The following is a 13618-nucleotide window of genomic DNA, read 5'->3' on the forward strand; positions in this document are numbered from 1 at the left end:
ATATAAAGCATCCTAAGTTAATAAAAAGTACAGTTTTTTAACAAATCTCAGGAAGTTTCATTTTCTGAACGGAAAAAGTGGTGCTATTGTTGTAATTCCGAGCAAGCCTTATTTATTGATTAAAATAAACCGACGCTCAGAAGTCATAATGCTGTAACGAGGACAATTATGCACATACAAGAAGTCACGGATAATTTTAGTCTGGATAGAATAGTTCCTTTTTTCCAACCTATAATGGACATATCTCAGGAAACGGTTTGGCGTTTTGAATGCCTCGCCAGATTAGTCACTCCAAGTGAACAAACCTTTCTGCCAAGTGAGTTCTTACATGTTATTGAACAACAAGAGTCCGTTGTACAATTGACTGAAACGATTTTGAATCGTAGTGCAAACTATTTTAGAGATCTGAACGCGGCATGGAACATCAATATCAACAAACAAGATATGCTCAATCCAGATTTATTCAATACACTATCAGAAGCGCTTCACGACTACCCTAATCCTAAACGGGTTGGCTTGGAGTTAACGGCTGCTGTAGTGCTTGAAAATATAGATGATTTCCAGTCTTTCGCTGCCCAGTGTCGCAGGTTAGATATCGCCATATACATCGATCACTTTGGTGCTACACCAGGCAATATCAACAGCATCTTAAATCTGCCGGTTAACGGTATAAAGATAGCTGGCGGACTGATTTCTCAGTTAATGGAAAATCAACAAACCTATGAATTTGTAGAACACTTTACGGGTCTGGCAAAAGAGAAAGAAATAAGTGTTGTAGCAGTGCATGTGGAAACTTGGGCAACCTTAGAAAAGTTAAAAGAATTAGGCATTCGATATGCCCAAGGCTACTATTTTAGCGTTCCAAAACCGAATTGTTAGACTGAGGTTTATCCGCTTAAAATCAACAAACAGCGCCGCGAACTAAATAACGCGGCAGCCTAATCAATTACAGGTGACTAACAACCTGCCAACTTTGTTGCCCACTGGCCCAGTATTTTCGCTCAAACGGGGTTTGTGGCTCAGCGCTATGATAAGGACTCACAGCGGCCGACTTACCCGCAGTATTTAACGCAACCGCAAACTCTTGGATGTAAATTTGCCAATTACTTCTCACCTCTAATATTCCACCCAGTCCAACTATGTCTTTAAATGCAGCGCAGGCATGCCACCTTCGCTGCACCTGAGATGATTTGGGGTAGGGGTTGGGATACAGTAAAAAATGATGACTCAATTGCCATTGGGCGGAATTAGCCAAGCGCCAAAAGTCATTCACATCCGCACGTACTACTAAATAATTAGGCGCTTTATCGCTGTAATGAACATGTTTATTGGTACGCAATTCAGACTTATCAATTCCCACCACTAACGCATCCGGAAACTGCGCGGCAATGTGCGATGTGCTTTCACCAACACCGCAACAAGAATCAAAAATCAAAGGCTTTCGCAATTCAGGGTCCACTTGCAAACGCCACTTTTTCACATCTTCGAACGCATCCAAAGTATGCTGATTAAAGGGTTTTTGACTAGTGTTGGCTAGATGTCGACGCACCAACTCAGACACTTTTTCATGGGGTCCAAGCTGGTTGCTAGTAATACTTCGCGAATTACCTGTATGCATAATAACTGTATCTTTAACCTTGCTTTAGATTTAACTTCGAATGCCGACACCGCGATTAATTAGTTGATATGCAATGGTGAATAACAACAAGTTAAAACCGACTAACAAGCCTAACGATAACATATAGTCGACATCTGAAACGCCGAGAAAACCGTACCTAAATCCATTAACCATATACACGATTGGGTTGGCTTTACTCACCCACTGCCAAAATTCTGGTAGCAAGGTTAGCGAATAAAAAACACCACCTAAGTAAGTTAATGGGGTAAGAACAAAGGTTGGTACCATACTGATATCGTCGAATGTTTTAGCGTAAACCGCATTAATTAAACCTGCCGTGGCAAACAAAGAGGATGTCAGAATAAGAGTAACGATGATTATCGCTAAATTGTGGATTTGAATATCCACAAAGAACATCGAGACCGTAGTGACAATAATACCAATCAGTATTGCCCGCGCCACACCGCCACCAACAAACCCTAGAACAATAATCCAACTAGGCACCGGCGCTACCAGTAACTCTTCAATATTACGTTGAAATTTGGCACTAAAAAACGAGGAACTCACATTCGCATAAGAGTTGGTGATCACCGACATCATAATTAGACCCGGTACAATAAACTCCATATACGAAAAACCACCCATTTGGCCAATACGCGAGCCAATCAAGCTTCCAAAGATAACGAAGTACAAAGACATTGTAATCGCTGGCGGCACTAGGGTTTGAATCCAGATCCGCAAAAAGCGAGTACATTCTTTAATCCAGATAGTGCGTAAGGCTGTGAAATTGCGATTTGCCATTATGCTGCTCCTGCCTGTTCTTTTCTGCCTTTTTCGACCATTCTGACGAATAACTCTTCTAATCGGTTGGCTTTGTTGCGCATACTCAAAACTGTTACTCCTTGGTCAGTCAACTGACGGAATACATCGTTCAAACCAACATCTTTGTCTACATCCACTTCAAGTGTATGGTCGTCAATATTGCGAAACGCAAAACCTTGTAAAGTGGGTGGTTTTGATTGAACAGGTAAATCCAGTACAAAGGTTTCCATACTCAATTTAGATAAAAGAGCCTTCATACTGGTATTTTCAACAATAATGCCTTTATCAATGATGGCAATATTGCGACATAGCATTTCCGCTTCTTCTAAATAATGAGTGGTTAAAATGATGGTGATACCTTGCTCGTTAATTTCTTTTAGAAAGGTCCACATTGAACGGCGAATCTCAATATCAACGCCGGCTGTGGGTTCATCAAGAATCAACATTTTGGGTTCGTGCATCAATGCCCGCGCAATCATTAAACGACGTTTCATACCGCCAGAAAGCTCTCTTGCCGGCTCATTGCGCTTTTCCCATAGATCCAATTGCGTAAGGTATTTTTCGGCCCGTTGTTTGGCAATACTACGAGGGACACCATAATATCCGGCCTGATTGACCACAATTTGGTAAAGGGTTTCAAATTGATTGAAGTTAAACTCTTGCGGCACTAGACCTATACAGGATTTGGCTTCAACCAACTCAGTATCGACAGAATGACCAAATACGTTTACCGTTCCAGTAGACTTATTGACTAACGAACTGATCACACCAATGGTGGTAGATTTACCTGCGCCATTTGGGCCTAGTAAAGCAAAAAAATCTCCCTCGGAGACTTGTAAATTGATACCCTTTAAAGCCTGTGTACCACCCTTGTAGGTTTTTGTCAGACCAGAAATGTCTAAGGCTTTCATAGCGCTTCCCATTTAACTTTTTATTTTATTTTGGTGAACCTAAACGCCTGCTAATCGCAAACTTAACGGAGGTTCAATCGATCGAATTTGATATAACCTGAAGGAGAGAGAGTCAGGTCAACTTCGAATATGCTGTCATTTTGCCATATTTCAAGTCTGAATAAACAATTAAAGCGTTTTTTAATGACGCTTTATCGTCACTTTGATGCAAAGGTTTACAGCCTGAAACTACAGGTGTTACCTTACCAAAATCTGCAATATTAACGTATGAATAGGAACAACATGAGTTACGAAGAATACGCAATTGGCGTGCCTGGTCAACCTTGGGGCGATGCTGAAAAAGCGCAATGGTTGAATAACCAACAAGTCAAACGGGAATACAAGGTTGAGGTATTGGCAAAACTAGAAGACTTAAAAGGGTCCTTTGAAGTACTTCAATATGGCGCGCTGCCCTATGACCAAGAGCGTTACCCTTTGTTTGCGATCAAAACTAAAGCGTGGAACGACGACAAACCAAGCATTTTAATTACCGGTGGTGTACATGGTTACGAAACTAGCGGTGTACAAGGAGCGATTCGGTTTGTTAAAAGCAAAGCAAAAGCCTATGAAGAGCACTTTAATTTTGTGGTTTTACCTTGTTTAAGCCCTTGGGGTTATGAAACCATTAATCGCTGGGACCCAAAAGCGATTGATCCAAACCGTTCGTTTTATCCTAATTCACCGGCCCCTGAAGCAGCGCTAGCCATGGATTATGTGCAAGGCTTGCAACTAGACCTGTTAGCCCATTTTGATCTGCACGAAACCACTGACACAGACAACTCTGAATTTCGTCCGGCACTGAGTGCAAGAGATGGTATTCATCAGGATGTGTGGGATATTCCTGATGGATTTTATGGGGTTGGAGACAGCAACAATCCGGCTCCTGAATTTCAAAAAGCGGTGATAGATTCGGTAGAAAAAGTCACTCACATTGCGCCCGCTGATGCCGATGGAAAACTCATTGGAACGCCAATGGAACAACGGGGAATAATTAATTATGACAAACGTAAACTATTCTTATGTGGTGGCTTTTCGGGCGCTAAGTATGTCACCACTACAGAGGTTTACCCGGACAGCCCGAAAGTCGACGACGAAAACTGTATTCTCGCCCAAGTAGCCGCAATCACCGGTGGTCTAGACTACTTAATCAAGCAAATGTAATCTAGTTCTAGGCATCAATTTTCAAAGCCCGCACCACGTATCGCAGTTCAGGATTAGGTGCGGCGCTGTTGAACGGATAACAGGTAATCAAAGTTAGTTCATCATCGATACCAGACTCGGTTAAATTAATCTGATTTTGATGAGCAATCCGCACTTCCAAGACTTCATACTGACTAACGTTATTTACCGTTTCTGTGGTTATTACATCGCCAATTTTAATCTCTTGTAACAACGCGAAGTGGGTATCACGGTGCCCCGTAATGACCGCATTACCCGGCTCCCCAGGAAAAGGCGTACTGCTCATATGACCAGGGCCAAATGCCATCACCCGGCCTGTTGCCCCCGCTAAAACATACAAACTTTGGTCAGCAATATTGAGCTTGGCAACAGGCCAAGTATCAGCCCATGCCCAAGGAGCTATTTTTTCACCACTGTGTAGCGACTCAACCCAAGCATCTTCAATTAAATATTGTGCTAACTGTGCTTTGGCATGGATATAGCCGCTGGATGCAAACAAGTATGCACTCAGTACAAAACACAGACTCGCCCATTTATAACGCCAAACGATATTCAGCACTTTTCGTCTTAACGGTGCCTTGTGAAAATGACCATACATAATCCAACCCCCATAAGTAGTAACGCTAACATCCATTGTAATTGGGCCACTGTTGCGGTTTGCGGTAAGGTACCCAGCGTCCTTTTAAGTCCTTTGGGTAAATGCGATTTAAGCTGTGCATCCTTACTTGTATTTTGCGCAGTAGGAGTTACATCCACGGCAACCAAACTGGTCATTTCGCTGACCAAATGATGGGCCATCGCCACTTGTTCAATTTGTTTGTTCATTTCATCGTAATCTTGTCCCAACATTTTATCTCGGCCTAATTGGGCAATCTTGCGCCTCGCCCAAAGCACATTTAAACCGGTTTCGCTGCCGCCATTTTGTAAAGACAAAGCCGTCTGCCAATGTTGATTTTTCAAGGATCCAGTGACAATTAAGTTATCCACAGCTTCAGCCCCACGATAACTCACCATAAGCGGCTCACCTTTATATAAATCGGGTAAGTTACGGGGATAGACCTCAACATTTTGCGAAAAGCTCATCATCAAATCAGTTAACAATGGATGGGTCAATTTCGTAAATAAGTTCTGCATCTGTTGTTGCACTGAATCAGTAGAGCCAATATAGGTAAAGGTACCTTTTCCCATCCGCGCCGCTTCAGTCATAAAAAAGCTATTCGGAGCTGAACCAATCCCAACCGTGAACAACCTGCTTTGTTGCAAATTATCTTGAATGTATTCAAACAAGCTTGCCTCGTTACCCACCGAGCCGTCGGTGATAAAAATAACTTGGCGGATGCGACTTTCAGTTTCTTTAAAAGCAGCGCTTGGACTCTGCTGACCTAACGCTAATTGCAGCGCTGACAACATTTCGGTGCCACCATCGGCGCTCAAATTCGCAACATATTCTACAGCTGCCGATTTACTGTTAGTGTTAGCAACTTTGGGAGTGGCCCACATTTTCCTCGCCGTTGAATCAAACTCAACTAAATTAAAAGTGTCACTTTCTGGCAATTGTTGAATGGCATATATGAGCGCTTGTTTCGCTTGCGGCATTGAGTCTCCTGACATTGAGCCAGATGTATCAATCACAAAGATAACTTCCCTAGGCAAATTCAAGGTTTCAGTATCCCCATCAGGTGGCATCAACATCACCATGCCGTAAATGCCCTCTTCGGTACGCTGCACAAAGTGTGCAGCCTTAGGACTTTGATTAGCTTCTGGCTGCCAACTCAGTACAAAGTCTTGATTGGCTATCATGTTTTGCTGTAAGGATATTTCGTAAACTCCGGCTTTTTTCTCTAATTGATGAATGGGGTGGAATTTGCTTTCAATATTTTGCAACGCAAAGCCTGTATTTAGGGCGATATTGATAGCCACTTTATGCTTCAGCTCAGGCTCTTGTGCCTGGTTATTCGAAGGAGGGTTTTCCTTGTAGACTGGCGGTGTCATGCCCCAACCGCTATCAGCAACCGCTTGAGTCCCTGCATCTAGATTCAATTTAGGTAAGTACCTTGGTGTTACCGTTGTTGGAAATCGCAAACTAAAGGTATTGTTTTCATAAGCTACCGCTTGTTGGTATTCAATAGTCACTTTAATCGACTCACCAGGGCCTATATTTGCCACTGAATTCTTAAATAAATTAAGTCGCTGCTGCACCAACAAACTGGCTTTTTTTCCTTCTCGTTTCGCTTGTTCGTATATGGCTTTGGCTTTCTGTTTAGGATGAATCTGCCCCACAATCCGCCGCTCGCCAATTCGCATTTCCAAATGATCCACTGCGGCGTTCTCGGGTAGCGGGAACACATAAATACCATTCACCCATTCATCACTGATATTAGTAAACGTCTGTGTCACTTTAGCCCGAGCAATTAAGCCGGTAATATTCATGTCTACCCGCGTATCTAAAAGCGGTGACAACAAATACCCTTGCTCTCCCTGTTTTTGTAAAAACAAACTTCCCTGTTCAACTTGTTGATAATCATCTACATACACAGATGAGTTAGCACCATCTACAGATTCATAGGACACATCTATTTTGAACCTAGATTGGCTAGTGGATGGCTCATCGGTACTTTCATCCTTGAAAAAGGGCGTTGCATATTGCACCGCACCTAAGATAAAAAGTAGCGAAAGGACGATGACAAATCTCAGACGCTTAATCACTGTCGCTCTCCTATAGGTTTGATGCAGTCATCGATTGTTGACCTTCAGCAACTCGAATTAGCACTCGACGATCAAAGAAGAAGTCTTCGTTGTTAGCTTCGGCCGAGACTGGCTGCGTTTCACCGAAAGACAAAGTAAGTACTTGCTTATCATCAACCCCCTGAGATAAAAGATAGTCTTTAACACTCACTACGCGCTGTTCAGACAATGCTTGATTGAAAGAGTCATCACCACGGCTGTCAGAAAAGCCCGACAAGCTGACCACTAAATTAGGGTTATTTTTTAATCCTTGTGCAACTAAATCTAACTGCGGTTTAAAGTGCGACTCGAGTACATAGGACGCCGTTCGGAATTGAATATTTGATTCCATTTCTTGCATCACTCGCTCAATCTCATTATCCATGGCAACCAATTGCACTTGGTTTTCTTGTTGCGCCTGTTCATATTGCTGTTGTAACGCGATTAACTGAGCTTCTTGACGAGCAAGTTGTTCTTGTTGTTGCGATAGTTGGGCATAGCTTTTCGTCAATTCGCTTTCACTTGCCTCCAGCGCATTGTCACTGTTTACATCTTCGGCAATCATCACCCCAAAAAGACCACCAACTATTGCACCAACCGGCCCCGCAACCAATGCACCTGCCACCGCACCAGACCCAAAACCAATGGCTCCATTAGTTTGCTCTTCTGTTGTTCTTGATTTGGAAACCCCGTCTGCAGCCAAAACATTTGTCGAAAGACTTAAAGCGATTGCGGTAAGTGGAAATAAAATACGTTTTTTCATAGTTGTTCTCCAAAAGAGTAAGTTGTTTTAGTTTGTGTTGTTTCGATGGAGTCTATTTAAGCGGGACTTTCTGTCATCAAATGCAGGCAAAAATGGCAATGTGGTGAGCAAATGTGGCGAAAAAATGGAAATTGCATTTATTCAGCTAAAAGGCCATGGGCTGAACAAATTTTTGCGATATAGTTGTTATCACTAAACAGAAACAGTTAGAAAAAGCGGTAAATTGATGTCAAAACGTATTGCCATAGTCGAAGATGACCCAGCGATTAGAGATAATTATGCATCGGCGTTGCAAAAACAGGGCTACGAAGTATTTACTTATGCTAGTCGTATTGATGCAGAGCAGGCCTTTATGCAGCGATTACCTGACTTAGCTGTAGTCGATATTGGCTTAAATGAAGAAATAGACGGCGGCTTTATGTTATGTCAGCAACTTCGTTCATTATCGAAAACCCTACCAATCATCTTTTTTACCGCTAGAGACAATGATTACGACACAATTTGTGGTTTACGCATGGGTGCCGACGACTATCTAACCAAAGACATTAGTTTGCCTCATTTACTGGCTCGCATCGCCGCCTTGTTCAGACGCACCGAACTACTCAATCAACCGCAAGTTGCTACTGATTTGATCGAGTCTGGTGCCTTACTCATGGACAGCAATAGAATGACCGTTAGCTGGCACGGTCAATCCATAGAACTAACCGTGACTGAGTTTTGGATGTTACATGCCATTGCCAAATATGCTGGCCATGTGAAAAGTCGCCAACAACTTATGGATGAATCAAAAATGGTCGTTGATGACACTACTATTACTTCGCATATTAAGCGTATACGTAAGAAGTTTATGCAATTAGATGCCGAATTCGATCGCATTGAAACCGTCTACGGCATGGGCTATCGCTGGAAATCTAGTTAGTTTATGAACCGTCTTCGCTTTGGCATCCGCTTAAAACTATTATTACTGTCGTTATTTCTATTTACCATTCCATGGCTGGGGTATCAGTACGTGTGGGAATTGGAAAGCTACCTGCGCACCGGTCAGGAACAGACAATGGAAGGCACCGCCCGAGCAGTTGCTACAGCGCTACATGAACGACCAACATTATTTGATAGCCAGTCATCTTATTTGCAAGATGTAAAACCCGGAACGGATCTTTACGCCCATAAAATTGTTGATCCAATACAATTAGACGGCCAGCTAGATGATTGGGTTGATTATCGCCACTTATCTTTGCACTACGCAGAAATGCAGTTAATCGAACAAAATGTATTTTATGATCCCGAGAGTTTCTATTTCGAGCACATGGTCGGGCAATATAATAAGTATCTGTATGCCATGTTTGAGGTGGTGGATGACCACTTGGTTTATCGCCCCAAAAATAGTCTTAGAGTCGATAGAAATGACTATTTATTAATTGCGGTAACCGATCCCCAAGGAGAATTCAGACGATATATTGTCGCGCCCCAGCAGTCTGGTTGGGTAAACGCCTATTTACTTGATGAAAACCCTGAATCTTTGCGTCCTCTATCATTGGAAACCGCTATCCAAGGTAACTGGCAGGAAACTGAAAATGGTTACAACATAGAACTGCGTTTTCCATTAGAAATTATGTCCAGCAAAATTGCCTTTGCTATAGCAGATGTGGACGATTTACAAAGCCGAGAACGTAAATATATTATTGGCACTGCCAATCCTAACCAGTCCGATTCTTTAGGTACTGTACTTGTTCCCTCCCCTGAAATTGAGAAGATTTTAAAAGGTTTAAAATACTCTAATGCTAGAGTTTGGGTAGTGGATAAACACATGCGTGTGCTCGCCCGCTCGGGTTCGATTCAAGATGCAACTGGCGTGCGTATTGCTCCCAAACCGCGAAAGCGCGATACACTCTGGCATCGAATTGAACAAGATTGGTTATTCCCGCTGTATTATCAAATACTCACAAAACCGCCAGCAGGGTTCGTTGATGAATTGGAAAATGCCTATGCACTGAAAGGCCAAGATTTAGCCAAAGCATTAACGGGTACGGCTAGCTCTCAGTGGCGCTTATCACCGGACAACAAAGCCGTAGTGTTATCTGCAGCCCACCCAATATTTATCGATGAACAAGTGATGGGAGCTGTGGTAGTTGAGCAGACTACCCACGGTATCCGCACCCTAAGAAACCGTGCACTAGAACAGCTATTCCACGTGATAATTGCCGTGGTATTTTTAGGCACCGCAGCGCTGTTTTTATTTGCATCTCGGATCTCGTTTCGGATCAGTAAACTGCGCAACGAGACTGAATCTGCAATTGATGAAAACGGTAAAATCTTGGGGAATATTCCCCGTTCCAATACCCAAGATGAAATCGGTGATTTATCTCGAACCTTTCACAGCGTTTTAGACAAATTACAACAATATAATCATTATTTGGAAAATATGAGTTCCCGCTTATCCCATGAACTACGTACCCCTGTGGCCATTGTTAAGTCGTCATTAGAGAACTTATCCATGGAACAAAATAACGGCAATGACGAACAGGAAAAACAGCAATATATTGAACGTGCACAATCAGGCATTCATCGCCTCAGTAAAATTCTCAGCAACATGAGTGAAGCCACTCGTCTTGAACAAGCGATTCAATACAGTGAAAGAGAAAATTTTGAGTTATCCGAATTACTCATGGGTTGCACAGAAGGTTATCGAATTGCTTATCCGCAAAATAAATTTGCTTTAAATACCCACAATTTGATTAAAAATTTAAATGGCTCGCCAGAATTGTTTGCACAGATGCTAGATAAAATAATAGCCAATGCCGTGGAATTTAGCCCTGTACACAAGACAATAATGTTATCGTTGATGGAAAAAAATGGCTATATGGAGCTGACCATCGCCAATACTGGGCCCAAATTGCCAGAGAATATGCATGAACAGTTACTCAACTCCATGGTTTCGGTAAGAGATCACCAAGTTAATCACGAAACACACTTAGGCTTAGGCCTTTATATTGCCAAAATCATCGCTGAATATCACAAAGCAAAAATCAATATTCAAAACCGTGAAGACGAAAAAGGTGTGGAAGTGGTTATCCGCTTGTAACAACTGTTTTTAGCCTCAAAGGATATTATCGCTTAACCTAAAACCACTGATGATTCTTGCCTTGCTCAATAAACCACGCCAAGGCTTTAGCTGATTTATGCTTCTCCCATGCCATATACACAGGTACCGCAGGACGGTGCAAAGATGTGGCTTTCGCCACCAAGTCTCCGCTATCCAATTGTGATTCAATTAGATGAAGAGGTAAAAATCCAATACCTAAACCTTGCACTTGTGCATCGCGCTTAGCCATCATATTCTGAACCCTGATCACTTGTTTACTTTCAAATAATCCACTTGAACGTTCTGGCAAATTGCGCGAACTGTCGGCTACAACAATTGCGGGATATTGTTTAATATTCTGGCCTTCTAATATTCCGATAAAATCCGCCAACGGATGCTTTTTGGCCACAACAAACACAAATTCAATTTCGCCTATTTGATGCACAGCATAGGGTCCTTTGGGTAATTCCCCGGTGACTCCAATTGCCAAGTCACAACGGTTTGAATATAGCGCATCCCACCCACCAGCTAACGCTTCTTCAATTAGCGTAATTTCAACTTGTTTATCTAAACAACAAAACCCTTTAATCAGCTCAATTACGGGTTTATTCGGCATAATTGTATCTTTGGCAATCGTCAGTTGGGTTTCCCAGCCAGACTCCACTTGTTTCACTTTTTCTTCGAGTCGTGCGGCCGCATCAAGAATCCCTTGACCTTCATTCAGCAATATCAGGCCAGCCTGAGTTAAAGTCGCGCGTTTGCCACTGCGATCAAAGAGTTCCACCCCCAGTTCTGACTCCAACTTTTGCATTGTGTAAGTGAGTGCAGACGGCACTTTGAATAATGCTTTGGCCGCTTCAGAAAAACTGCCTTTACGCTCAATTGCGTGCAACACTCTTAGCGATTCCAATGAAATTGCGTGATGCATAGTGTAGGTTCCTTAAACGCAAAAAAGAGCCTGAGGTATTACCTCAAGCTCTGATGTAATTGTTCACTCTAGCTCGGCAAATCGAATAACAAAGCCACAAGCTGCTGTTCAGTTGAATTTTCTAACTTCAAGCTTAATTCATCTTCGATTTTCAAACCGTCTCCAACATCAAGTACGTCTGAATTAACCGTTAAACTTCCTTCTACCTGATGAATGTAATACTTACGATCTTCATCAATATCCAGTTCGATAATTTGCCCTGGCGCTAGAATTAATTGGCTTAACGACGCATCTTGTTTAATCGATAATGTGCCATTCTCACCTGTTGCCGTAATAATGGGTGTAATGCCTAATTTCGAACCAAAGTCTTTTTGCTGATAACTAGGCTTGCCATCAAATTCGTTGGGTTCAATCCATATCTGTAAAAAGGTCAAGGGTTCAGTAGGCGAAGCGTTATATTCACTATGCTGAACTCCTTTTCCAGCTGACATCAACTGAAATTCACCTTTGGGTAAAGATTGTACATTCCCCATACTATCTTTGTGCTCAATCACTCCGTGGGTAACGAAACTAATAATTTCCATATTGCGGTGACCGTGAGTGCCAAATCCAGCGTCAGGCGAAACCTTGTCATCGTTAATCACTCGTAATTTTGAGAACCCCATGTGTTTCGGATCATGATAGGAACCAAACGAAAATGTATGTTTGCTATCAAGCCAACCAAAGTTAGCTTTGCCTCTATCGGCAGCTTTACGTAGCGTCAACATGGCGTACTCCTACAAAGATAACTTGTTAGTAATTAAAACATCCAAACCCAATTTTCCTGAACCGGAAATGGCTAAGGAAACAGACGCTGCCAACAAAGCTAAACCAAACTCATATCCACCGTTGGACATAAACAGACCATTATCAATATGTACTGTAAATATAGCCACTAGCATAGTAATTGCCGTTACTATTGCTGCTGGACGAGTTAACAAACCCATTAGAAGAAATAATCCACCAAAGAACTCTCCTGCTCCAGCCAACAACGCCATCAAATAACCAGGCTCTAACCCCAGTGACGACATAAACTGAGCGGTACCTTCTAAACCGTAGCCACCGAACAGACCAAACAACTTCTGGCTACCGTGGGCAATAAAAATTATTCCTACTGGAATTCTTAATGCCAATGGTGAAAACCCTTGGTCTGAATTAAAAACTTTCGCTAAAAACGTTCCACTCATAACAATACCCTCAATTTATTTGAAATTAAAATATTTGAAGAATCTCCTTCAAATTCGTTGATAAAGAGTATATAGACGGAAAAAGAAATTAAAATCGGAACATTTTGATAATTTAATTCAAATAATTTGAATTAACGATAAGGGATAATTCACGTTATCAATATCACCCTGAAGACGGGTGCTTTAGTCCTGCGAAAAAACAACCTCCCATGGCCTAAAGGCCATGCTACGGGTTTGAATGTGTAGGCGGGTGCTTTAGCGCCGCGAAAAAACAACCTCCCATGGCCTAAAGGCCATGCTACAGGCTTGAATGTGTAGGTGGGTGC

The 13618-nt window shown here is 42.3% G+C and carries 13 protein-coding genes; 4 read left to right on the forward strand and 9 right to left on the reverse strand.

Translation table 11 applies throughout. The annotated features are described in order from the left end of the window. Window positions 1–168: 168 nt before the first annotated feature. Entirely contained in the window at window positions 169–879 is a 711-nt protein-coding gene (locus KO530_RS14580) for an EAL domain-containing protein (protein WP_216049170.1), read from the forward strand. A 67-nt stretch (window positions 880–946) separates the two neighbouring features. Here the strand turns inward: KO530_RS14580 and trmB are convergent, their stop codons facing one another. The 3 genes from trmB to KO530_RS14595 are packed head-to-tail and all read right to left on the reverse strand — an operon-like array spanning window position 947 to window position 3351. Next, window positions 947–1618: a tRNA (guanine(46)-N(7))-methyltransferase TrmB gene (trmB, locus tag KO530_RS14585; protein WP_216049171.1), complete on the reverse strand. Its 672-nt coding sequence runs from the start codon at window positions 1616–1618 to the stop codon at window positions 947–949. Between the two features lie 30 nt (window positions 1619–1648). Next, complete coding sequence (locus KO530_RS14590) at window positions 1649–2419, reverse strand: ABC transporter permease (RefSeq protein WP_216049172.1); 771 nt, start codon at window positions 2417–2419, stop codon at window positions 1649–1651. Further along, window positions 2419–3351: an ABC transporter ATP-binding protein gene (locus tag KO530_RS14595; protein WP_216049173.1), complete on the reverse strand. Its 933-nt coding sequence runs from the start codon at window positions 3349–3351 to the stop codon at window positions 2419–2421. The genes KO530_RS14590 and KO530_RS14595 overlap by 1 nt, the downstream gene beginning before the upstream one ends. Before the next feature lie 282 nt (window positions 3352–3633). Between KO530_RS14595 and KO530_RS14600 the strand changes: the two genes are divergently transcribed. Further along, on the forward strand, window positions 3634–4551 hold the full coding sequence (locus KO530_RS14600) for a M14 family metallopeptidase (RefSeq protein ID WP_216049174.1): 918 nt from the start codon (window positions 3634–3636) through the stop codon (window positions 4549–4551). A 7-nt stretch (window positions 4552–4558) separates the two neighbouring features. On the opposite strand, the gene KO530_RS14605 is transcribed toward KO530_RS14600, so the two are convergent. The 3 genes from KO530_RS14605 to pdsO are packed head-to-tail and all read right to left on the reverse strand — an operon-like array spanning window position 4559 to window position 8056. Next, window positions 4559–5167, reverse strand: coding sequence for a class GN sortase (locus tag KO530_RS14605; protein WP_216049175.1), 609 nt, complete (start codon window positions 5165–5167; stop codon window positions 4559–4561). After that, complete coding sequence (locus tag KO530_RS14610) at window positions 5137–7275, reverse strand: marine proteobacterial sortase target protein (protein WP_216049176.1); 2139 nt, start codon at window positions 7273–7275, stop codon at window positions 5137–5139. The genes KO530_RS14605 and KO530_RS14610 overlap by 31 nt, the downstream gene beginning before the upstream one ends. 10 nt (window positions 7276–7285) lie before the next feature. Continuing rightward, window positions 7286–8056: a sortase-associated OmpA-like protein PdsO gene (pdsO, locus tag KO530_RS14615; RefSeq protein WP_216049177.1), complete on the reverse strand. Its 771-nt coding sequence runs from the start codon at window positions 8054–8056 to the stop codon at window positions 7286–7288. A gap of 226 nt (window positions 8057–8282) precedes the next feature. Between pdsO and pdsR the strand changes: the two genes are divergently transcribed. Together pdsR and pdsS are read left to right on the forward strand one after the other, a co-directional pair. Further along, window positions 8283–8975 carry a proteobacterial dedicated sortase system response regulator gene (pdsR, locus tag KO530_RS14620; RefSeq protein WP_216049178.1) on the forward strand — a complete coding sequence of 231 codons (693 nt, stop codon included), beginning with the start codon at window positions 8283–8285 and terminating at the stop codon, window positions 8973–8975. Between the two features lie 3 nt (window positions 8976–8978). Further along, entirely contained in the window at window positions 8979–11138 is a 2160-nt protein-coding gene (gene pdsS / locus KO530_RS14625; protein ID WP_216049179.1) for a proteobacterial dedicated sortase system histidine kinase, read from the forward strand. Between the two features lie 37 nt (window positions 11139–11175). Here the strand turns inward: pdsS and KO530_RS14630 are convergent, their stop codons facing one another. The 3 genes from KO530_RS14630 to KO530_RS14640 all read right to left on the reverse strand — a co-directional run bounded on the left by KO530_RS14630 (window position 11176) and on the right by KO530_RS14640 (window position 13292). Continuing rightward, window positions 11176–12066: a LysR family transcriptional regulator gene (locus tag KO530_RS14630; RefSeq protein ID WP_216049180.1), complete on the reverse strand. Its 891-nt coding sequence runs from the start codon at window positions 12064–12066 to the stop codon at window positions 11176–11178. Between the two features lie 68 nt (window positions 12067–12134). Beyond that, window positions 12135–12833 carry a pirin family protein gene (locus tag KO530_RS14635; RefSeq protein WP_216049181.1) on the reverse strand — a complete coding sequence of 233 codons (699 nt, stop codon included), beginning with the start codon at window positions 12831–12833 and terminating at the stop codon, window positions 12135–12137. A gap of 9 nt (window positions 12834–12842) precedes the next feature. Beyond that, complete coding sequence (locus tag KO530_RS14640; protein WP_216049182.1) at window positions 12843–13292, reverse strand: DoxX family protein; 450 nt, start codon at window positions 13290–13292, stop codon at window positions 12843–12845. Window positions 13293–13618: the final 326 nt, after the last annotated feature.

It is taken from the genome of Aliiglaciecola lipolytica (assembly GCF_018860635.1).
Lineage (GTDB): Bacteria > Pseudomonadota > Gammaproteobacteria > Enterobacterales > Alteromonadaceae > Aliiglaciecola > Aliiglaciecola lipolytica_A.

What these genes read in the sequence shown, in the direction of transcription:
- KO530_RS14605 (WP_216049175.1), bottom strand. Translation starts at nt 5,167, where the DNA reads ATGTATGGTCATTTTCACAAGGCACCGTTAAGACGAAAAGTGCTGAAT.
- KO530_RS14590 (WP_216049172.1), bottom strand. Translation starts at nt 2,419, where the DNA reads ATGGCAAATCGCAATTTCACAGCCTTACGCACTATCTGGATTAAAGAA.
- pdsR (WP_216049178.1), top strand. Translation starts at nt 8,283, where the DNA reads ATGTCAAAACGTATTGCCATAGTCGAAGATGACCCAGCGATTAGAGAT.
- pdsS (WP_216049179.1), top strand. Translation starts at nt 8,979, where the DNA reads ATGAACCGTCTTCGCTTTGGCATCCGCTTAAAACTATTATTACTGTCG.
- KO530_RS14630 (WP_216049180.1), bottom strand. Translation starts at nt 12,066, where the DNA reads ATGCATCACGCAATTTCATTGGAATCGCTAAGAGTGTTGCACGCAATT.
- pdsO (WP_216049177.1), bottom strand. Translation starts at nt 8,056, where the DNA reads ATGAAAAAACGTATTTTATTTCCACTTACCGCAATCGCTTTAAGTCTT.
- KO530_RS14580 (WP_216049170.1), top strand. Translation starts at nt 169, where the DNA reads ATGCACATACAAGAAGTCACGGATAATTTTAGTCTGGATAGAATAGTT.
- KO530_RS14640 (WP_216049182.1), bottom strand. Translation starts at nt 13,292, where the DNA reads ATGAGTGGAACGTTTTTAGCGAAAGTTTTTAATTCAGACCAAGGGTTT.
- trmB (WP_216049171.1), bottom strand. Translation starts at nt 1,618, where the DNA reads ATGCATACAGGTAATTCGCGAAGTATTACTAGCAACCAGCTTGGACCC.
- KO530_RS14600 (WP_216049174.1), top strand. Translation starts at nt 3,634, where the DNA reads ATGAGTTACGAAGAATACGCAATTGGCGTGCCTGGTCAACCTTGGGGC.
- KO530_RS14595 (WP_216049173.1), bottom strand. Translation starts at nt 3,351, where the DNA reads ATGAAAGCCTTAGACATTTCTGGTCTGACAAAAACCTACAAGGGTGGT.
- KO530_RS14635 (WP_216049181.1), bottom strand. Translation starts at nt 12,833, where the DNA reads ATGTTGACGCTACGTAAAGCTGCCGATAGAGGCAAAGCTAACTTTGGT.